At 47.3% G+C, this 21,188-nt stretch carries 17 protein-coding genes; 5 read left to right on the top strand and 12 right to left on the bottom strand.

Features of this window, described 5'->3' with window-relative positions; translation table 11 throughout:
* Positions 1-250: 250 nt before the first annotated feature.
* Both DHN43_RS27030 and DHN43_RS08725 read right to left on the bottom strand, forming a co-directional pair.
* The gene (locus DHN43_RS27030; RefSeq protein WP_159096790.1) at positions 251-514 is read right to left on the bottom strand and encodes a hypothetical protein; all 264 of its coding nucleotides are present in this window, start codon (positions 512-514) and stop codon (positions 251-253) included.
* 12 nt (positions 515-526) lie between these two features.
* Positions 527-778: a hypothetical protein gene (locus tag DHN43_RS08725; RefSeq protein ID WP_108818341.1), complete on the bottom strand. Its 252-nt coding sequence runs from the start codon at positions 776-778 to the stop codon at positions 527-529.
* 363 nt (positions 779-1,141) lie between these two features.
* Between DHN43_RS08725 and DHN43_RS08720 the strand changes: the two genes are divergently transcribed.
* A complete protein-coding gene (locus DHN43_RS08720; RefSeq protein WP_208995151.1) occupies positions 1,142-1,753 on the top strand; it encodes a tyrosine-type recombinase/integrase in 612 nt (203 codons plus the stop codon).
* 209 nt (positions 1,754-1,962) lie between these two features.
* On the opposite strand, the gene DHN43_RS08715 is transcribed toward DHN43_RS08720, so the two are convergent.
* The 8 genes from DHN43_RS08715 to DHN43_RS08680 form a co-directional block, all read right to left on the bottom strand.
* Entirely contained in the window at positions 1,963-2,991 is a 1,029-nt protein-coding gene (locus DHN43_RS08715; protein WP_108818339.1) for a hypothetical protein, read from the bottom strand.
* A 14-nt stretch (positions 2,992-3,005) separates the two neighbouring features.
* Positions 3,006-4,580: a PAAR-like domain-containing protein gene (locus tag DHN43_RS08710; protein WP_108818338.1), complete on the bottom strand. Its 1,575-nt coding sequence runs from the start codon at positions 4,578-4,580 to the stop codon at positions 3,006-3,008.
* The gene (locus DHN43_RS08705) at positions 4,577-5,647 is read right to left on the bottom strand and encodes a DUF2169 family type VI secretion system accessory protein (protein ID WP_108818337.1); all 1,071 of its coding nucleotides are present in this window, start codon (positions 5,645-5,647) and stop codon (positions 4,577-4,579) included. Before DHN43_RS08705 ends, DHN43_RS08710 begins: the two co-directional genes overlap by 4 nt.
* An 8-nt stretch (positions 5,648-5,655) precedes the next feature.
* The gene (locus DHN43_RS08700) at positions 5,656-7,866 is read right to left on the bottom strand and encodes a type VI secretion system Vgr family protein (RefSeq protein ID WP_108818336.1); all 2,211 of its coding nucleotides are present in this window, start codon (positions 7,864-7,866) and stop codon (positions 5,656-5,658) included.
* 66 nt (positions 7,867-7,932) lie between these two features.
* The gene (locus tag DHN43_RS08695; protein WP_159096789.1) at positions 7,933-8,442 is read right to left on the bottom strand and encodes a hypothetical protein; all 510 of its coding nucleotides are present in this window, start codon (positions 8,440-8,442) and stop codon (positions 7,933-7,935) included.
* A gap of 2 nt (positions 8,443-8,444) precedes the next feature.
* Positions 8,445-9,341 (bottom strand): hypothetical protein, encoded by an 897-nt coding sequence (locus DHN43_RS08690; protein WP_108818334.1) that lies wholly within the window; start codon positions 9,339-9,341, stop codon positions 8,445-8,447.
* Entirely contained in the window at positions 9,341-9,637 is a 297-nt protein-coding gene (locus DHN43_RS08685; protein WP_108818333.1) for a hypothetical protein, read from the bottom strand. Before DHN43_RS08685 ends, DHN43_RS08690 begins: the two co-directional genes overlap by 1 nt.
* A 118-nt stretch (positions 9,638-9,755) precedes the next feature.
* Positions 9,756-10,271, bottom strand: a complete 516-nt coding sequence (locus tag DHN43_RS08680) for an Hcp family type VI secretion system effector (RefSeq protein WP_057465969.1) — start codon at positions 10,269-10,271, stop codon at positions 9,756-9,758.
* A gap of 642 nt (positions 10,272-10,913) precedes the next feature.
* Between DHN43_RS08680 and DHN43_RS08675 the strand changes: the two genes are divergently transcribed.
* Positions 10,914-12,965 (top strand): DUF4132 domain-containing protein, encoded by a 2,052-nt coding sequence (locus DHN43_RS08675; RefSeq protein ID WP_108818332.1) that lies wholly within the window; start codon positions 10,914-10,916, stop codon positions 12,963-12,965.
* A 378-nt stretch (positions 12,966-13,343) separates the two neighbouring features.
* Here the strand turns inward: DHN43_RS08675 and DHN43_RS08670 are convergent, their stop codons facing one another.
* Both DHN43_RS08670 and DHN43_RS08665 read right to left on the bottom strand, forming a co-directional pair.
* Positions 13,344-14,345, bottom strand: a complete 1,002-nt coding sequence (locus DHN43_RS08670; RefSeq protein ID WP_057462699.1) for a hypothetical protein — start codon at positions 14,343-14,345, stop codon at positions 13,344-13,346.
* A 55-nt stretch (positions 14,346-14,400) separates the two neighbouring features.
* On the bottom strand, positions 14,401-15,759 hold the full coding sequence (locus tag DHN43_RS08665; RefSeq protein ID WP_208995067.1) for a class I SAM-dependent methyltransferase: 1,359 nt from the start codon (positions 15,757-15,759) through the stop codon (positions 14,401-14,403).
* Between the two features lie 175 nt (positions 15,760-15,934).
* Here DHN43_RS08665 and DHN43_RS08660 point away from each other — a divergent pair, with 175 nt between their 5' ends.
* From DHN43_RS08660 to DHN43_RS08650, 3 genes are read left to right on the top strand one after another with little or no spacing between them, the layout of a single operon-like run.
* Complete coding sequence (locus tag DHN43_RS08660; protein ID WP_063300824.1) at positions 15,935-17,128, top strand: NAD-dependent epimerase/dehydratase family protein; 1,194 nt, start codon at positions 15,935-15,937, stop codon at positions 17,126-17,128.
* A 21-nt stretch (positions 17,129-17,149) separates the two neighbouring features.
* The gene (locus DHN43_RS08655) at positions 17,150-18,127 is read left to right on the top strand and encodes an SDR family NAD(P)-dependent oxidoreductase (RefSeq protein WP_108818331.1); all 978 of its coding nucleotides are present in this window, start codon (positions 17,150-17,152) and stop codon (positions 18,125-18,127) included.
* Positions 18,117-21,179 carry a glycosyltransferase family 4 protein gene (locus tag DHN43_RS08650; protein ID WP_108818330.1) on the top strand — a complete coding sequence of 1,021 codons (3,063 nt, stop codon included), beginning with the start codon at positions 18,117-18,119 and terminating at the stop codon, positions 21,177-21,179. The genes DHN43_RS08655 and DHN43_RS08650 overlap by 11 nt, the downstream gene beginning before the upstream one ends.
* Positions 21,180-21,188: the final 9 nt, after the last annotated feature.

Here is a 21,188-nt window from a genome sequence, read left to right as displayed (position 1 = left end):
TTGAGTACCTGTTCTGGAGTACTCTTTGCGTTATAGCGCTCTTGCGCATGCGGGTGTCCAGGTTCAGAGAGCACCATTACCAGCTCCACATCTTCAGGTGTGCCTGTTGCACCTAGGAAACCTCTTGGGACATGGCCGAAATTCGGGCCAAACTGAGCTTCTCGACAAATGCCAAAGTGCGCGCAGGGAGCATAGGCGGGTAACACCAATTCTTGAAGCTTTTTACAGGGAAGCGGCATAGAGCGACTCCTTAGTTGGATGATCCCTTAAATCTACCTTCTTCGCACCAGAATGTTGTTTTGATGCCGTCTTGATCGTTAAACAGTCGTGCCGTTAACCAGCAATTTCCCGAATTATATTCAATTCCGTCAGATGCATCAAAAGTGGCAATGTGGATTCTCATGCTGGGATCCAAAACAGAATTTCGGTATAAAGTATAGATGTGAGTTTGGCTGAAAACAGAAGACGGCAAGGCAATTGATAAAACAATGATTATAAGAAGCAAGCCGCGCATATCTTCTCCTTTTTAGGATTTGTCATTGATTTGTTTTATGTGGGAGCAGATCTCGAAAAGGACGCCAAAGATAATGGCAATACCAATATAATATGTGCCTTTGTCGATGGCTTCTCCAGTATCTGCAGAACCCAAAACGTGTCGTGCGAAGGCGATACGATCTTCAGGTGGAAATGATGCCCCAAATAAACCCATAACGACTTTGAATGCACCAAGAACCAGAGCCAAGTAGGCAGCAATACGGCATAATTTTGCAAAAAACATAGTCAAACCCCCAGATGGACTGATATTTATAAAATCTAGAATAGTACACTGAGACGCTGATTAAATTTACTGACTTTCTTGGGGCCACTACTCAGACCGCTACAATTGTTGATTGAAAAGTGCGGATGTCAGCTGTTGAGCCCACCGCCCGATATCATTACGATTTCAGTCATCAATCAACTTTGCCAAAAATTATGCTGCACATATTCTGGTCTTCTGAGCAACGCTTGGCAAATAAGCCAGTAGTTCCTTGTTTCTTACCAACTTAGACCTCAATACCGTCTTCTGTACGCTGTAAGATTAACTAGATGTAGTGGTTGAGGGCGGTACGGAGGAGCTGTTATGATCATATCAAACCTTCCTATGATCCGACCAGTAAAACCAGACTGGAATCGCTGCAGGATTGTCGGGCAAAAGCGCCCTTTACTACCAAAACACGTTTGGGCCGTTCGTGTTCTCCTTGAACTCGCAGACAAAATACGTGAGCTAGCTTTGTTCAATACAGCGATCAACAGCAAACTCAGAGGGTGTAACCTTGTACGTCTTAAGGTTGTCGTTGTTTTTACTTCAGGGCGAGTGAAAGAGCGCACTTCAATAATACAGAGTAAGACCGGTAAGCCTGTGCAGTGTGAACTCATGGAGGGAAACAGATCAGCCTTGTCAAAATGGATAGACAGTCCAGAAATGATCGGGTCAGAGTACTTGTGGCCAGGCCGGTTTCATGACAGGCCGCATATTTCGACACGACAATATGGCCGAATGCTGAAAGAGTGGGTTCTATCAATCGGGCTAGAACCAAGCTCTTACGGTACACACTCAATGCGCAGAACTAAGGTCGCGCAAATCAACAAGAAGACAGGTAATCTTCGAGCCGTGCAGCTTCTTCTTGGCCACACAAAGATGGACAGCCCTGTCAGATACCTAGGTATCGATCTTGAAGATGCACTTTCGTTGTCAGAGAAAATCGACATTTAGCAACCAAGGAGCTGGTAGGGAGCAGCTCCGCACTCTTGAGTTTTCCGCCTGACCAATTGCGGGCATTCGGTCGAAATTTAGCCGCCTACAGCCAATACGTGACTCCAACCATAGGTCGACTTTGACTAGCTCGTTGCTGAGTGACTACACAAGACCTTCGTACAGGCATGGTTCGTCTCTGGTTAAAGCGCTTCTGCTACATATCGTTGTTAAAGACCAATGTTGTCCGGATGTTCGTGGACATGAAAATCTATCCCATCGAAGCGGTAAGCGTGACGAGCACAAGCAAGCCAGAGGATGTTGTCGCTCACGCTATCCAGAATACGCACTTGTTTTCCTGGATATTCGTCAACCTTAACTATGCGATCTCCTTGCAACTGGAACAATCCGTCATCGTTGCCGACATAAACCTTGTCTTGGAACTTGCGAATGAACAGGAAGTTTAAATAAGAAGACAGCGGGTCAACGATGGAGCGAAACCCCTCCTTTGCGTTTCCTTTTAAAAGAGTGCCTTCAAAACCTGTGATGTAGATTTCATCTTTTGAAATTGGATGAATATCAGATAGAGAGGCTTCAGTATCGCTGAGGACCCGTTCCCATTCTGTGCCATCGAAATGATAAATTGTATTGCGAGAGCCTGTAACATAGATATCATCCTCCGCAATACCGTTAATGAAAATGAAGTATGGAATCTGATCCATTATATCAGATATCTCATCACTGCGTGTTGAATACTCCCCTGCCTTAATTATTGCAGACCTTCGCTCTAGTAGGGTCGTTACTTTTTCTCCCATTTTGCCGCCAATACTATGCCACCTCCCTTCATCGCGCTTGTAAACTTGCGCATTAATTCCACAAGCAAATAGTTTCTTGCCTATACGCCGCATGCAAGTTAGTTCGCCACGGCCATCATCTGCAATTAGTCCGGCTCCTGGTATTTGCTCTATTTCAGTTCCGTAAGAATTATGAATCTTTACCAAACCATGATTTGAAAGTTCGCAACCTGCCGGCATTCCGGCGGGACCATTTTTAATGTCACATGTCGACACTACCGACGCATCAAGCCAGTCTTGATGTGCCCATTCTTTAGGGGCCGCTGGATTTAAGTTCAGATAGAAAACCCTAGTAAAGTCATATTCCTCAACATTTAGCTTATCGGGAACAGCATGCAACATCAAAGCCGTATCCGAAATAGCATGACCGCCGGAAATCAAAGCGGGTTCAAGCTGTATAGTCATATTTGAGAAAACTCCTAGAAAACATTGTCTGATGGTAGACCTGTTCCACCCCCGGTGCCAACACTATTGGGATCAACAGCTAACCGCCCGGTGGGATCAGCTCTCCATCTTGTATTTGGTCCCAAGCCGCGGGCCTGATGGTAGGTGCGAAGCTGCGCTTTCATTACAGTCTCATCACACCCCGTTTCTTGAGCAGCTGCTTTTGCGCCATTGCCTTCCAAATCTACAAGAGTAGCTGTGCCAACTGGCTCTCCCTGTTGTCCCAACGCTTTCTCACCCTCGTTCTGCCGAAGATGAACTCGCCCGTGCATGTTGCTTCCAGGTTCATGCATCTTCGGCGTCGCGCCTTCAACACAGATACACAAGCCTTCTGCATGGGGTACGCCGCCATCATATACAGCTCCTCCCTTGCCTGGAGCTCTGAATGACCGGTCTGCGACCACATGGTGCGGAGTCGATCTGCCCGGCACATCGCCACATCCTGCCTTGTAAGGTCTTAGCCGGCACCGATCATCGTCATCATCGTCATTGTCCCGACCTGAGACGCGCGTAGTTTCAGTTGAAAGGCCCGTACCTGGTGGCGTGTCAATACTTTCGTTTGGTTCAACTTGGCTTTGAATTTGGCGTTGCTGTTCTGTTGCAGGCGAAGAAGGGTCCACCCAAGATGGGTCAACTTGCGGATTTGGTTGCAAATCTGGAGCTGGTGATAGCTGATCCCCAATAGGTTGCCTTAAAAACGGTGTGCCAGGAGCGATTTCTCCAGTCAGTGGATTGTATCCGTCAGAAAGATTCTTCGCACGTTCAACACCAACTGCTCCAATCCCTGCTGCCGCTGCTCCAAGCGGTAATGTAGCCGCAGCTTGAGGATTACGTGCTAGCTGAAGCAGTACTCGAGACCACCAGCGGTTTTTCTTTGATTTGAGCTTGTTGTCGTTGTTTGCTGTCGGCGGAACTTTTTTTGAATTTGGGTTGTAAGGTGGTGCTTCTGGAGGTGTTGCCTGCTGTGCTGGCGGTGGCGATAACACCGTACTGGTAGCCGTGGTTGCAGAAGCATATTGAGCGCCAGCAATAATAGGATCAGGTGAAGCATCGCTCATCACTTGAGGTGGCTGGTCGGAAGATCCTGATGCTGAGGTATCTGCACCATCATCTGCTTGCTGATCAGCAAAGTAAATCGGCGGTGTCAGCTGATCAATATCAGTCCGCTTCACATAATTAAGTTTCCCTTGTGTATTCTTGTTATTCATGTACCAGACATCATTCTGTCTGATCACGAAATGACCGCAGGCCCGAACACGGGAAGAGTGTTCCTTAGGGTGGCAAACGCTTTCAATCGTGCCAGATTTAACACCTTTGCCTGTGCCGGCTGCATCACCAGAACACTTGGTGATGATTGAGCCCATTGTATGGACCCGCTTTTTAGTTGCGCGGACTGTCGGGCAGGTATTGGCATCATCAGACTGCTTTGCAACGATTGTATAGGGAATGGGCACATAGCTGGACCCAACAGGAGTGAGGCAGACATCTGGGTAAATTGAAATCAGATAACCTTCACTTGTATCTCGGCTAAACTCGCGAGGTATACTCATGCCGTTTCCTCCTCGCTGAACCCAAATAAACCGGATGAAGGAACCGCTCTTGCTTCCTCATCATCAAACCCGCTTAGGCTCAGGTCTATTTTAAAGAATGCAGGACAGATGGGCAGCCAACCTCGCCAGGTCAGATCAACGGTGCCTGGGGATGTACTGGTGTTGATGTGAACACCGTCCAGGTTCAGGCGCAACATTGCTTCGCGACCATCAATCCAATGATACTGAGCAATAAAGAGAAGCATCGGCAAGTTGAATGCCAAATTACTGCCATCTGGCTGAACTCCGGCAAGCTCTATTCGTTCATTGCCTTGCAAATATCCATTTTGAATAAGCTTAGGATTGGCACATTGGTAAAACCGGTAATCAAAATCCTCTGGAAGTTGCGGGTGTCGGTTTTCTTTCCATGCCTTATCATAGGTGCCAGCATACTGCTGGCGACACCGCCAAAATGAGGGAATAGGCCCAAACCCGTTAAGAGAGAAATGGTCATCAAGCTTGGTCTGGCTATTTAACGATCTGATTAAGGGGATGGGATATTCTTTGTCTTTATGGAGGTACTCCTCCTTCAAAGCAGGCATACCCAAAGGGTTCTGCGGCACATCCTCGTTAACAGGCCCCTCAGCAATCTGATCACTTACCGCAAGCCTGTAATCTAGATGGGCAAAGCCTATGGGCCGAGGCTGTGAATACTTCCAGCTCTCTTTTTGAAAACTCCAATTAGATGGTCCCTGCACCTCTAATATGTATTCATGGGCACCAGTCTTTACGCCACAATGCCATCTGTCTGCCTTACCATCACCCGGCGGGTAAGTGTTTACTAAGGCAGTAACATCACTGTTGGGCTTAAAGGGCACCAGATCTGAGCAAGCGAGCATAGGTGTTTTATGCGGATCCGCTTCGTAAACATCTTCCAGTACAAGCTCTTGCGTACTGCTAACTGCTAGGCGCCCACCTTCTTCAATCTCGAAACGCCCCCGAACTGCAACAACACCCATGGGGGTTCCGTCACGATGGATCTGTTCAAATCCCAGAGCTGCAAAACCTGTTGTGTTTTTATCCAGCATAGCAGCCTCTAATTGATATCAACGACTTTGCCGTTGATCTGAACGTGACCAGAGGCTGTGAAATTGAACTTAGCACCAGAGATTGTCACGTTGCCGTCTTTGTCCATAATCAATTTAGACTTACCGACTTTGATGATTAACTCTTCGCCCACATTAATTGTCTGAGTGTGGCCTACCGACGTGTTTTTGTAAGCACCAACCTGTTCAGTTTTACCTATTCCAACCGTATTGCTTTCAAACTTTTCGACGATCGTGTTGTGAACTCCACTGATCGGCATGATCTGAGAGAGCATGCCCCCGATTGCAGCTGCTGTTCCTTGTTGGTCCCTGCCTGCCTCGAGGAAATGATTTTTTGATGAATTGAAGCCAGCATTTCCTCCCAACGACGCCCCTTCTGCTAATGCCCCCGCAGCTGCAACACCGGACATGAAGGTGCCTACTGCAGAGTTACCAGTAGCTTCAGCTCCAATTGCACTATCTTTGCCCCCAGCAGCAAGTACTGCACCAAGTGTTCCCATGAGTGCCCCCCCAGATCCTCCACCAATGGAGACATTCATCGACCCACCAATTTTCTCCTGATGGTTGCCGCCAATCTCAATGCTCTTGTTGGAGCCGACGCTTTCAATCTGGTTATTCTCAATGCGCTTGGCCCGGTTATTGAGAACTTTGATCGTCTGATCTTTCTGGGCATGGGTGAAGATATTCTGTTTGCCAGCTTCATCCTCAAATGAGATCTCGTTGTAGCCATCTTCTTTATGGCTGTCGGATCGGATAACCATCTTGGTTTTGTGGTCCGGCAGTTGGTAAGGTGACTTGTTATTGTTGTGGTACGTCCGCCCCGTGATGATTGGCTGGTCTGGGTCGCCTTCGAGGAAGTCTACGATGACTTCGTGGCCGATGCGGGGGATGGCGATGTGGCCCCAGCTGGCGCCGGCCCAGTTGGAGGACACGCGGATCCAGCAGGAGGAAGTGTCGTTCTTCTTGCCGTGACGGTCCCACGGGAACCAGACTTTCACCCGGCCATGTTCATCGCAGTAAATCTCTTCACCTTCCGGTCCGGTGACATGGGCGATCTGTGGGCCGTCCACCAAGGGCTTTTTGAGCAGTTTGGGCCGGTATGGCAGACGGGCGGGCATGACCTCAAACCCGGCACTGTAAGTGGTGGTGCCGCTGCCAGCTTCCTCAGCCACGGCTTGCGGCTGGCTGCCCTGATGCGAGACGGTGAGCAAATGATACTTGATGTTGTAATCGCTGTTCGGGTGGTCCGTGAGGGCAAACTGATGACCTGCCATCAGGTGAATAGCATTGGTCGCCCCGTGGCCTGTGGTGGCCTCAACGCGTGCTGCCTCCAGCCGGTGTTTTGTGAACGGCTTGCCGACACCATCGGCCTTGTAGCGCCCTGGATACTCATAGAGTGCATAGTCTCCCGCAGAGCCGTTGTCTTCACCGCGCTGATGAGCGTGTTGTTGGTTGTAAGGCGGGTTCTTGAACGAGTAATCGCGCTGCATGAAGCTGGTGGCGCGCAGCTGCTCGCGCAGGACAAAGCTGTTGCAATAGACGCCTTTGACAGCCCCGCCAACCATGGCGTTGTATTCCAGCCTTGGCTGGTCCGGCAGCTGCGAGACGATCTGCGGGTTATCAATGAACTGCAGCGTATGCTGGCCATTGGCACCATAGGTGAAGTAGTACCAGATGCCTTCTTCTGCCGTGATGCGATCTAAAAAGCTTAAGTGACTTTCCCGGTACTGCACGCAGTATTCGCGGGCCTCATGAGGTTCGGTCAGATCCCACTTCACATCCTCGACGCCGTGTTCCTTGAGCAGGATCTTGACGATCTCGGGCACGCTTTTCTTTTGAAAGATCCGGCAGTCAGAGCCATGGGCGAGCCGGTGCAGGTTGGGCAGCAGCGTGAGTGAGTAACTGGTGCGGTGATGGCCTTCATTGCCCCGGGCAATCTCGGCGATCACTCCGGAGAGATGGCGCAGGCCCTCGTATTTATGATGAATGGTCAGCGTGGCGGGCGTGTCGAGCAGGCTATGCAAGTCGAGAGCGTTGTCGGGGCTGGCAAGCTCAATCTGGATCTGCGTGAGCCCATTGAGACGCTCTGTTGCCGAGAACCCGGTGACCAACAACTCCGCGTTGGGCTGCGCAGGAGCTGCAAAGGTGAAGGCCAGATCTTGTTCCTGGAAGAGCTGCGGGATTTGGACAATAGCATTCATAACAAACTCACTGGCAAAAGAAAAAACAAAGGACGTACAAGTATTGAGAGTGGTCTGGAGGGCTCGTTAGGGCCTCACCGCTGGCGGTGGATAGGGTTTGGAATGCCATTCATCAGCGGGACATAAAGTGCCCGGGCGCACATAGGTATGGAAGGCCTTTGCCGGTGCGAAGAACTCGTTCTGGCAGAGTAAGTACCCTTCGTCCTGCGCTCTTTGCCCAATTGATTGCGACCATAGATTGCCAGAAATAGCAAAGACCAGGAGCGATCCGAAAATGAGAATGAGGTATGTCTTTACGGACCATTGCAGCCGTTGATGCCCCCAGGGCGTGAAGACAAAATGGGTGATGGGGATCGCAACAGATCCAAGAGCTAAAGCCTGGATGCCATGAGCAATTTCAAAGTTGTCTTGTCCAAGCTCAATGACCTGCTGCGCATACAGAAAGTCAGAGATCGTACTCCACACCAAGAACACCATCAAAAGATCAAGCACAGCAGCGAACCCGTGTGCTCTGCGCGGATCCCGGCCAATCCACTGCCCAAATTGAACGGTCTTATTGATGTACCAGTTGATCATCATCACCGCCTGTAGATCTGGTTGTAAAGATCAGGCCCACCCAAATGCCAGATGGTCTCGCGTTCCAGATCATAGAAAAACCGATTGCTGCGGCGTTCAAGCTCTTCCACCTTCTGGCGCATGGAAACTTGTGCTTCACGAATAACTTGACCGGTTTTCTGAAGGCCGCGCGCAACCGCCTCACCAGTCCAGCGCAAGGCTGCAGACAGTTTTTCTCGCAAGCCAAACATCTTGTCCAGTTGTCCAAGCGCCATACCAACAGCCATACCAACAACAATGGCACCAGCCGTAATGGCAAGGGCAGGAATAGCAACTGTCGTGATAGCACCGGCCAGAAGCGCGCCAGCAGCTGCAGCGGCCATGCCAGCCCCAATGGCAACAGCCCCGATCGCCACATCGACAATGATGTTGGCAAACAGTTCGCTGTAAAGCTGCGTATCGCTCATGATGAACTGCATGATATCCAGGGCCACATAGCAGGTGATCATGATCACCGCATTCGCCCGGCCACCTGCCCGAATGGCTTCAGGTCCAATTCCAAAAGCAACAACCTTTGGAGAGGACGACAGATACCGTGTCCCCTTAAGAACCTCGCGCACTGCAGGATAGCCCTTGAAGATGACGTAGGTCTTCCCATTGGCTATCTTGGTGTAATAACGCCCCTTAATACCGATCTCTTTCAAAAGCTGATGTCCTGACCGGCTGTCCAGCAACGTGCCGGGCAAGGTGGCTAAATCTAAAGCTCCACCAGTCATAAGCGCCATGCTCTGATGGGCATCTACGATCGCCTGAGCAAACGCCTCAAGAGAAACCGCGATTGCCTCATCCTGAACCGGATTTACATCATGAGCTGCACTATGTTGCTGCGCCAGTCTCTGTTCCGCCAGCGGATAGACCATCAGAATATCTCCTTGTGCGGCTGATCCCCGGGCTTGACCATCAAGCGGTGGCCGGGAAACTGATCCAGAAAGCCCCGGATCTCCAGCTCTTCCGACAGATCTTCGTGCAGCGCATCTGACGAGCGCTCAGGCCGGTCACGACCTTGCAGAACCACATGAGCGGTACCTGCCGGATCGCACTCTTTGGGTGCAGCTTCAGCTACCGCCTCCACCTTGCGCCGTCGCCACAGCAAGCTGCGAAAGAAGCTGCGCAAATAGCCGCGCTTTGCTGAGGCTTTGCCAGAGACAAACTGCATATTCCAACTCCGCAGATCAGGCCTAAATCAAAGACGGCACATGATGAACTCACCCAGAGACAGTGTCCGGGCCAAAGCTGGCCCGGATCTGACTTCCATCCTCAATGAGGATAGAGACTTAAGCTGCAGGCGCGCGCCAGTCATCAGCACCGGACGTGCCGGAGACTGTATGCTCCCACATGATTTTGCGGTAAGACAGTTCAATGGTGATCAACTGAGTGAAGTCAGCGTTCTTCGGATCCTGACAATGTGGCAGGCCACACTCGATGTTGGTGATCAGCGCATCTTCAAAGGAGGTGGTGAAGAAATGCTCCTGCTTGCCGGAAGAATTGGTGCGGTACCATTTGACTTCACACTTCGGCAGCATCTCACCGGAAACCAGCGCATTATACAGCAGCGGGATGGACTTGTTCATGGAGCAGGTGAACTTGAACGGAGTGTGCACGCGCTGACCAGCTGGCTGGCCGGACTGGATATCACGAGGAATGATGACAGTGTGATCAATGGCCTGCACCATGATCTCGTCTTCATGGCCTTCCTGCCACACGTTACCGACGGAATCTTCAGTAAACGCGCCTTGAGTGATTGGACCCTGAGTTGACCCTTCAATGGTGATATAAGCGGGTGTTGGCATAGTATGCTCCTGGTGAGCGCCCTCCGTGTGCGGACAGACGCAGCAAAACAAATAAATGAACCCCATTTGATGAGAATGGGCCACAGCCCCAGACCCCAGTCTGCAGCTGCGTACCAACACAACAGCAACTTGCATGCCAGAGTGAGAGAAATAGAAGAAGAGAGCACACCAGAACTCGCTTACTTGTTGAAATAACTAGAGAATAAAATCTAATAAGATTCAGATCTGACCTAAATCCAGATCGTAGAGGGGAGTAATAATGGGCCAGAATTGGCCCGGAGACCTGCATCAAGCCCACGAATTTGGCGCAACACCTTGAAAATACTAGGAAAAGAAGCAGGCCAAAAATGGCCTGACCTAAGCCAAAAATGGCTTCCCCTTGTAATATAAGGGAAAATTCAAACAGAACCTCAGAGCCGAGATGCTTTCAAAGTCCCGAACTTCCCCCAGAACAACCTATTTTCATGAAGTACGGTAAACATTACAAACAGCAACCTGCTCACCGAAAGGATTGAGAGTGCCCAATAAGAACCAAGTAGAAGGTATATATCGCTACTAAGGGAGCTATTGGAAGCTCAACATGCAGACGGCATAATCAAGTGAGTCTAGCGATATATGTTGACCTTCTAACTCGGTTACCCAATGACAACGAATTCAGCGAGAGCATTTGTCCTTTCACAACTGCGACAACCAGAGGCTCAACGGGACTTTGGTGTGTTGAACTCATATGTTCAAGCCTTAAGCCCATTCGACCGTGGCGCTATCCTTGCTACAATGTGGGAAAAGGGAGACTTTCAACAAACTGCTGGCACTTCAATATCTGGGATACTCCGAGATATTGAAGAAGGAGGGCTGCACGAAACTGTCTACCTATTCTTCACACCCGAAGAAGCAGCTATCGCATTAAGTGGTTTAGCTCGAACAGAAATTATATCAGGTGGCTCTCACGAGAAAGACGTATGTTATCGTTATGTCGCCAGAATTCTATTGGGAACGATTGGAACTCTCCCAGAAGAGGCCCTGAAAACGCTCCGGAAATTACATCCACGCATTAGCAAGGGCTCTGCTGATGTTGCCTTAATTGCGGCACATGCAATTGGAGATGACTTACTCCTGGATGCTGCACTCGTAAACATTGCCGCGAGAAACGATGGCCCGATCTCATTTGAAGAGTTCGAGGCTGTTGCAGGAGTGTCTGATCTGCGCACCTTGGCAAATGCAATATGCGAAATCAGCCCAGAGTTGTCGCATAGTATCCCRGCACACGATTCTGTTCTTGCTGATATTTCGGAATGGCGATTGTTTGCTGAACATGCTGTTGAAGAAGTGTTGAGAAGATCCCGCAGGATAGTTGCAGGTACTGTCAAATATCAATCAGATAAGCTGACCAGTGTTGCAGAAGCTTCAGCCGTTGCGAGAGCAGTAAAACTTGCTTTGACAGAACGTCTGGATTGGGGACTGAAAACACTCGATGAACTTTGGGTTGGAGCTGCCCTTGCTCCTGATCACAAAGCCAAATCGATGCCTTCTCAATCGTTAAGTATTCAGCTTGGAAAGGTTGTCCGAGATGAACCTCAGCCCGAAGCTGTGTTGATTGCACAAAAAGTCACTCGAGAAGTACGCCATGCTGGCGTTAAGAAGAAGCTACAACGAACCACCAAAGAAGCTATACGAAACCTTTCTCTTCACCCAGAGCGCGTTCTTGATCTGCTTACAACAAGTCACATTCCAGATGAGTTTACTAAGCTTATAAAACCTGCATTGGAAGGTATGTTGCTGCGCTTGTGGTGGTTGGATGTTTCCGTGTGGGCCAGACAAATGACAGACAAGTCCTTATGGCCGATGACCAGCAAGCTAATCTGGGAAGTTGAAGACGAAGGGGATAGGTTTGCTGCAGTCCTCAAAGGAGGATCGAATGAAGGATTATGGCTCCTTGTGGATGGTTCTACCCGCTTGAGAGCGGAATGGCAGCGGGTTCGGCTCTGGCATCCCGTAGAGAGTTCAGAAGAAGAGCGTCAAGAATGGCAATTTTTCGTTRCCAAAGAGGGTATCAAACAACCCTTCCCGCAGGCTTTTCGGGAAATCTATCCAGTGATGGAAAATGAACTCGGCACAAACACATCCAGAATGTTTGCCGGTCACACAGTCAGTCAGGTCCCTCTATTCGGATTGTCACAACAAATGGGATGGAGACCAAGCGATTATGAGACTCTAGCAATCACTCTTGCTGGTAGAAGGTTTAATTTTGAAACCGGCATACGTACCTTTCCAGGGTGCACGGGAGAAGGAACAACAGGCAACTTCTCTTTAAAAGGGCCAGAAAAGAAGTTTGGTGATGTACCTCAGCGTGTCTTGTCAGAGGCCTTTCGGCAAACTGATCTGCTTGTAGCAACAGGTGCTGCAGGCGTAGAAGATATCTTGCTAGAAGATGCATGGGATAAGACCAAAAGCTATCCAGGCCAGCAAAGCGTAAAGATGCGCAAGATTATGCTCCAGCTCACTCACCCCACTGCCCACGTAGAGGGGCGATGGCTCATGCTTGCTGACGGATATCGAGTAAACTTAAGTACTGGACGTATTGTCTATAACGGCGCACCAATTGAGTTAATCAAAACAGATAAGCGGCAGCGAGGAACTGATCGAGTGATGGATAAACTCTGGTCCGCGATCTCAGTCTTCGGGCTTGCAGGTTGAACTTATCGAACTAATCATACGAATCTGTACTCATAGCCCATTGTTTTGAGATTGAATTATGTACTTCAAGGGCCAACACCGGACATTAGAGCGTTTCTATCAAGAGTTGATGCTATCTACATGGAAGGCATTCTCAGTAGCTTAGCGGGAAGCCCTTCATAGCTCTATGCGATTACCTGAGTAAGACGGTCAGATCGGTTTGCGAGCCCTTTGCTGACGCTCGACACTGCGTCTAACAGAGGGAGAGTTCGCAGGTGCAACATGTAGCTTTGCCATTACGAACATTCGCTTGGTTAGGGAATAGCCCTATACAACGCTAACATCCAACTTGCCATTTAATGCAGACAATGCTCATTCATTTGAAATAATATCAAGCAACTAAACAACTTCTCTCTCAATCTGCCTAAATGCTCTTTTAAACCTAAAATTGTTGCCTCGGTCATTTGTAGCCTCATCATCCAGAATATGGCTGAACTCTTCTTCGACATATTTTAAGTAATCAAGTGCATGTGCAGTTTTACCTTTCATCGCAATCAAATATGACCTCGAAAGCCCCATTCTAAATTTATCAGCATCTTTTAGGTGGGCGCTCGCATGTATATCGTGGAATCTAAGACACTCATCCAAGCTTGCTTCCGTGAAGGGATCAAACTCTGCAACTTCTTTTGGTATCTTTTTCTTGCTTCGGTAAATCGAGCTGGTGAACACTTGTCCATACCATTCAAAATAGTCGTGAAGGTAACCCATTGTAACTTTGATCCAAGGAAGTCGGTCAAAGAAAAAATCCTGGTTCACAAAGAAGGAGGCATCTTCGATAAGATTTGGTAAGAATTGGCTAGATACGTGTCTGTTTAGATTAGGCGTTTTACAAAGATCAACGAAGCAGAGTTCGATAGGTGTGCCGCTCCATTCAAAATCACAAAAGTCGCCTGCGTATAGTTCGATAAGCTCTTCATAGGGTGCAATACTTTCTTTGAGAATTCCAAGGAATGAATCCCCAAAACGATATTCGACATCTCCAAACTTTCTCACAATGTCGGAGCCATTTCGCGGTTTTGGTAGATAACCGAGTTCGTAGCTGCTAATTGGTTTTGTGTTAAAGCCCAAGGGCGACAAAAACTGCTGAGATTTAGGATTATCGCGAAGGCCTTGAGCAAGAGAAACCACGGATGATCCCATAAAGCTCCCGGCGTCAATGACCGCCCCATGCGCTGAGTAGCTTTTTAATGCTAAATTATAGAGCATTTTCCGCTCAGCAACAGAGAGCATGCCAGATGCTGTGAGCACATTCTCAGGCAAACCTAATCCAAGAAATGAGATACTTGGATGGAGATAACACCCATGAGAAACTACAGCATTTTTGATCGCAAAGTCGATCATGATGTTAACCCCTGACATTAATATGGCGGAGTTTTTGCACTTCCGCTTGGATCAACTAACGCGCTCCAGCAACACAAAAAACCGCATTGGTTTCCAGTTCATTCGTCGTAATATCGGGTAAAATACCCTCTACTTTCTTAGTAATTTCAGGAGTCATGCGCTGCAACACACTATCTGGAGAGGGGCGATGGTCCCAAATTTTTATATCGAAAAACTCCTGAGTTAATTCTCGCAGTTCTGAAATGCGAATGCGGTTAAGGTTGGTATATAGATAATGATCTTCTGGTAACTCCTTGAGGATGCTGATGTGATTCCAGTCAAAGAATTTTTTATGCTCGGGGTTACTGGTATCTAATACAGAGGGGTTATGAGGTGCCATGTGATGTCCACTCCATCCATAAAAATTATGATGAAGAAAGATGAGCTTACCATTCTTATTTACTAATTTGGATATATCAGCAAATACGCTTCTTATATCTGTCAGGTGCTCCGTGACATTATGCAGGCAGACAATATCGTAGGTGTTTTGGCCAACTAAATCACTTGTTGATGTTTGAAGTAATTCAATGTCTTCAATAGCATTCGCGATTTCTTTTGCGGTTTTTGGAACTTCTACCCATTGCCGTATGCGCTTGTTGCGCATTCGTTTTTCCTCAAGCAACATTGCAGGATCGATCCCAGTATAGCTCCGAGCGCCAGCACACAGATAACCAAACGCATACCCGCCAAAACCACAACCGACATCTAAGATGTTCTTGCCTTTAACATAGTTCTGGATTTTCTTAGGCCAAGTGCAATACCCAAGTTCAACAGCCTTCTCGATTAACTCTGGGTCGAAATTCCTGAGGGCTCGCCGCATGTCACCACTATTATGAAAAAAAGCTATTTTAGCCTGTAGTTCGTGATTATCCCAATCATCGGCTGGCGTGATTTTTTTTAATTGCCGACCTGCTTTGAGCCACGAAAGTTTGGAGAGGTGTTTCGAATCGAGAACTTCAAGAGCATCACGAGCTTCTCCTTGCTTTCGCAACCATCCCACCTGTTGGCGCACTTTCAGAGCCCGATTATGCTTGGGGTTGGTGTTCAACGCAATTTTTAATTCATTTTCTGCTTGATTGAGGTCTCCTTTTGCAATCTGAAGCAACGCTGAAATCGTCCGCATGCCTGCATGCTGAGGATGCTTAGCTAGAAAAGTCAGACAATATTTCTCACAGTTATTGAGTATGCCTTTTTTCGACTCGATCTGGCATAGAAAGAAAGCAGCCGGGTGATATGGAGCGGCTTCAGCTAAAGGATGCAGATACTCTCTGGCTTTATCTAGGTCGCCATCAAGAGCAGCTTGTTTCCCTAACTCAAATTTATCTAAGCGGGTGGGCACTTTGACTGACATTAATGTCCTCGTGATATCAAGCATATCACCAACCTAATATTTCTTTTATTAAAGCACTAGGTAAATGAGATATTGCGATTAGTTAGACACGTCTTTTAGAACGTGAATATCATGTGTATTGTATAATGAATGCAACCATTATAATTAAGTACATGAAATGCTAAGTCGTTTTAAAGATCACCCATTGGAGACTTGAATAGTGAAGATACTTTTGTTGGGAGGAGATGGCTTTTGCGGTTGGCCTACAGCCCTTCATCTAAGTAACCTTGGGCATAATGTTATAATCATAGACAATTTATCTCGCAGGCGTATCGATATTGAATTAAACGTTGGATCCCTTACCCCAATTCGTACCATCAATGAACGAGTCCATGCCTGGTTTGAGCTTACCGGACACATCATTCAGTTCATAGAAATTGATATTGCTCATGAATTTGACAAGCTAATAAGCTTGTTAAGAAATGAAAAGCCCGACAGTATTGTGCATTTCGCTGAGCAACGCGCAGCGCCTTACTCAATGAAAAACTGCTACTCAAAAAACTACACAATCACCAACAATATATGTGGCACTCACAATATTTTGAATGCAATTGTAGAGGTCCAGCAGGATATCCACTTGGTGCACTTAGGTACCATGGGGGTCTATGGATATGGCCACGACGAACCAATTCCAATTCCCGAGGGATATCTTGATGTTCAGATCAATACATCTGACAACCGCCAAATAACGGACTCTATTGTCTATCCACCAAATCCCGGCTCTGTGTACCATATGACTAAAACTATGGATGCTCAGATGTTTCAGTATTATGCAAAAAATGACAAGCTGCGCATCACCGACCTTCATCAGGGAATTGTTTGGGGTACTCAAACTCAACATACCAGTTTAGATGAACGGCTGATTAATAGGTTCGATTATGACGGCGACTATGGAACGGTTCTAAATCGTTTTCTAATGCAAGCGGCAGTTGGTCTACCGCTCACTATTCATGGAACTGGGGGGCAAACAAGAGCGTTTATTCACATCTCAGATACATGTAAGTGCATTGAATATGCGCTTTTGGCACCTCCGCCTCTTGGCAGCCGTCCGGCTATCCTGAATCAAATGTCTGAAACCTGTAGCCTTTCAGAGCTAGCAAAGTGCATCCAGTCAATCACGGGATGTGAAATCAGTTATGTGCAAAATCCTCGAAATGAGGCGGAAAAGAATGATCTAGTGGTTAAGAACGACCATCTGCAATCATTAGGTTGGCAACCGACTCTCATGGAGGATAGCCTGTTTCGAGAGGTCACAGAAATCACTGAACGCTACCGAGAGAGAGCCGATCATTCAAAAATTCGCTGTGTCTCCTATTGGAGCAAGAAAACTAAGCAACCCATAACCACCTCCTAGTTTTAACGAGTTTTTAGAGACATGTTTAATCGTATCCTCATCACTGGCGGTTGTGGCTTTATCGGCTCGAACCTGGTCAGAACACTCGCATCTGAGGTGGCAGCTCACGAAATCTTGGTTTTGGACAGTGAAGTCACAGGAAACGCAAGCTCGTTAGGTGGCGTACCTCATTATTTTATCCATGGGGACATTAGGGATCAATCAGTTCTTGAGGATGCGATAAAAGGCGTCGACGCGGTCATACATTTAGCTGCTGATACGCGTGTAATAGATTCCATTGAAGATCCTACCTATAACTTTGACGTCAATGTAAAAGGTACATTGAACCTTTTGGAAGCTATGCGAAAACAAGGTGTTAGAAGCCTTGTTAATGCGTCAACTGGTGGCGCAATTATTGGAGATGGCCCCCAACCAGTCCACGAAAGCATGCCAGCATACCCAGCTTCAGCCTATGGTGCATCAAAAGCTGCTGCTGAGGCTTATTGTGCAGCTTATTCACAGAGTTACGGAATGGATATCACGTCGCTACGCTTTTCAAATGTCTATGGGCCTCGTTCTATCCATAAGGGCAGCGCAATCGCGATGTTTGTTAGATCAATTCTTATGGGTGAGCCATGTCAAGTGTATGGTGATGGTAGCCAAACCAGAGATTTCGTGTTCGTTGAAGATCTTTGTCAGGGCATCCTTCAGTCACTGAAATCTAAACATAATGGGGTTTTTCAGCTTGGCAGCGGAAAGCCAACTTCGATCAACGAAATTATTGGCATTTTAAAAATAGTTTCGGGCCAAAATGATGCGCTAAGAATTGCCTATCATGGTTTTAGGGCAGGCGAAATTCTCCATAACTTCGCTGATATTAGAAAAGCTCGGAGAGACTTGGGCTTTATGCCTCAGACTGACTTAATTACTGGTATCCAGAGAACATGGGACTATTTTCAGAATAAGTTGAGCGCTTTGCCAACCAGTGATGAGCGTGGAGTGCCCCAGCATGCAGATTGACACATTTGCGATCGAAGCTTTCCCCAATCTAGATAGCTACGCGAGCCATACATCAGGCAACAAACTTCGCGTATGCATTGCTACAGAAGAGATCCTTGGGCCAGTCAGAAATGGTGGCATTGCTTCCACTTACTACCATCTAGCCAAAGGGCTAGCTGCTCGTGATCATGAAGTTCATATTCTCTACCTTAAAGGGGAAAGTGTTGAGAACGAAACACCTCAGCATTGGGTTAAGCATTTTGCTGAATTTGGCGTCGCTCTACACTACTTACAACATACAACCGAGACTATCGTAGGTCCGTCTCAAAATTGGCAAGGGCGATACAACGCGGCTTATCGCTGGCTAAAAGAACAACAAAAATTTGATGTAGTTCACTCTTCAGAATGGCGAGGAGGCCTAATTTACGCTTTGATGGCTAAAAAGCTCGGCCTTGCGTTTCAAGAGACCCTTTTTATCATTAAAACTTCTTCTCCACATCTATGGAACCGCCATTACCAGATGCAACCCATTGCTAAACGCGACCTTTTGCCAGCGAGTTTTGCTGAACAGAAGTGCGTTGAACTTGGTGATATTGTCATTGGCGGTAGTGCACATTTGCTGTGTTTTATGAAGCATGTTGGTTATCAGCTGCCTGCAGCTACTTATGTGCAACCAAATATTCTAGATTTTTCAGAAATTGATGTTATCGATCAGAGGCCTCCTCGAAAAACTGGGGATAGGATTCATGCTCAAGAACTAACGTTTTTCGGCCGTTTGGAGATGCGCAAAGGGATTGAGTTATTCTGTACAGCTCTGGATCTTTTAGAACGGGAAGGTACCCCCCCTAAGACAGTGAATTTTCTCGGTAAATACGGCGAAGCACTTTCAAACCAGAATAATGAAAAAGTAGTTGATTTTATTAACAGAAAAGCCGAAAGCTGGAGCTTTGAGGTCAACTGTGTAACTCACCTGAACCAACCAGAAGCTCTTTCATTTCTGTGCTCGAGAGACATGATTGCAGTTATGCCTTCGCTTATCGAAAATTCTACAATGGCTGTTTATGAAGCGCTTGAACATAACATTCCATTTATAGCAACAGATGTTGGTGGGACACCTGAACTGATCGCAAAAGAAGATCATTCTGCTTGCCTGATACCACCGAACGCATACGAGCTGGCCGGCCGTTTGAAATCCGCACTCATGGAAGGCCATCCCATCGCGGGTGCCAGTTTCAGTAATCAAGACAACTTAAAAACCTGGTACGGCTTTCACGCCTACCTAGGAGATTTATACGCTAGGAACTCAGGTAAGGAAGCAACAGTAACGCTTAACAAGCTAGCAGTATTGAATGCGAAAGAGAGGCAAGAAACAGTCGCTGGAACCTTAGAGATAGTTGTTTTGCTGCGTGAAAGCGGTACTGCAATGGCATTTGCAAAAGCTTTGCTGAGCGAGCTCCCAGATAAAGTAAGCATTCTGGTTACGTTACCGGAGCTTGAAGAGACAGCTCGGGGCATTGTCGAATATTTGCAACGTAATGGCATAAGCTCTAGATTATGCCCGTTTATTGGTTTCCCGGCAGGACAAGCGTTCAATCGAATAATGGATGAATGTTCTGCTGATGCCTGCATTTTATGCGATGGTACGGCCGTTCATTTTGCTTCAGGTTTTTGTAACGATATTCGCGTTGCGATTCAGCACCAAAAGAATGCCATCATTTCAAGCTTTGTTAAGCTGCCAGACAACAAAATTGTTATGCCGATGGGAAGCGATATTGTCTCAGAAGTCGTATTCGGAAATTCGGTTGGAGCAAGTGTAGTCTGTATTCCTAAGAAACTCATAGCCCAATTGAGTGGACTGCAACCGTATGACCTTCGCTTTGGGCTTTTACAAGAGTATGTGCTCCGAGCGAAAAACGAACACAATACTGACCTTATGGTGATCCCTGAATGCCGCTTGGCCTGCGCATTTGAGCTAGGAGAACTAACAGAGCAACAAAACAACTCAAACGCGTCATATTTGCGCTCAATGCCATTGATCGAAAATGATAACATCGCATATCGTAAATTAGCTCTTTTGCCCCACACAGGTCACGGAAGTCTCAAACTCCAACCAAAGCTATATCGGGATAAAAAACGACAAGATGATGAACCGGTTTGGCTTGTGCACGCAGACAGATCTCGCAAACTAAGAAATAGATGGTCCAAAGTTGCGATTGGACTGGATGAGAGTGCATCGCGAATACTTTGTGTTGCGATTGGTTCAGGAGAACGTTCTTTATTTGCTAATGGAACAAAGCAACAAATCTCACTCATAAATCAAACGGGCGAAACAACGCTGCATGCCTTTGACATTCCAAAGGATTGGCCGGAAGGTGACCGATACAATATTAAGTTTCATTTAGCGAACAAAGACAGGACGCGCTCGCAGTTCATCCGAGTTATCAAGCTCTCCAGAAATGTTTTTGTAGCTGTATCGGGCAGTGTGATCTTAAACCGAGATGCAGCCGAAAGGATGTTTAGCCAGCATGATACTCTTTTCAAAATTCCAAGCATTGCCGCAAAAAAAAAGCAACCAGAATCAATTTCGGAGTTGAAGGAAGCAACTAAGCGAACGCTGAAACAGGATAAGCTAACAGCGTACTCTGGAGAAAAGAGGAAGCTATTTCTTACAGCTGATAGCCTTATTTCTTTGCATAGGCCTAAGAGAAAACTCCTTCGCTTGTTCCGTGGTTACTCAGGTTCTCCGATTAAAGCATCTATACCGCCAAAGGAGCTTTTTGCCTTAAACCCCACTCACATTGAAGGATGGGCATGGGATAGAAGAGATACTTCAAAAAAGTTGACAGTTATTCTGGAAGTTAATGGTGTTGCCATGACTGAAGCCAAAGCTGATCGATACATTGCTAGATTTGGCAGCAGAAACCAGAAGCTTGCTCAGCATGGCTTTATACTGTTGGTCCCCAAGGAAGCAAGAGATGTGAATGCCGAAGTCACGGTAAAGGTTAAAGAGGACGGCAGCATAGTTCGTAACGGCAAGCTAAGATACCTTGCCGAGATGTTGGTTGCGCAGTGAGGAAATCGT

Origin of the sequence: Pseudovibrio sp. Alg231-02 (assembly GCF_900143565.1) — a bacterium.
Taxonomy (GTDB): Bacteria; Pseudomonadota; Alphaproteobacteria; order Rhizobiales; family Stappiaceae; genus Pseudovibrio.
This window is presented reverse-complemented; position numbering and strand designations above follow the sequence as displayed.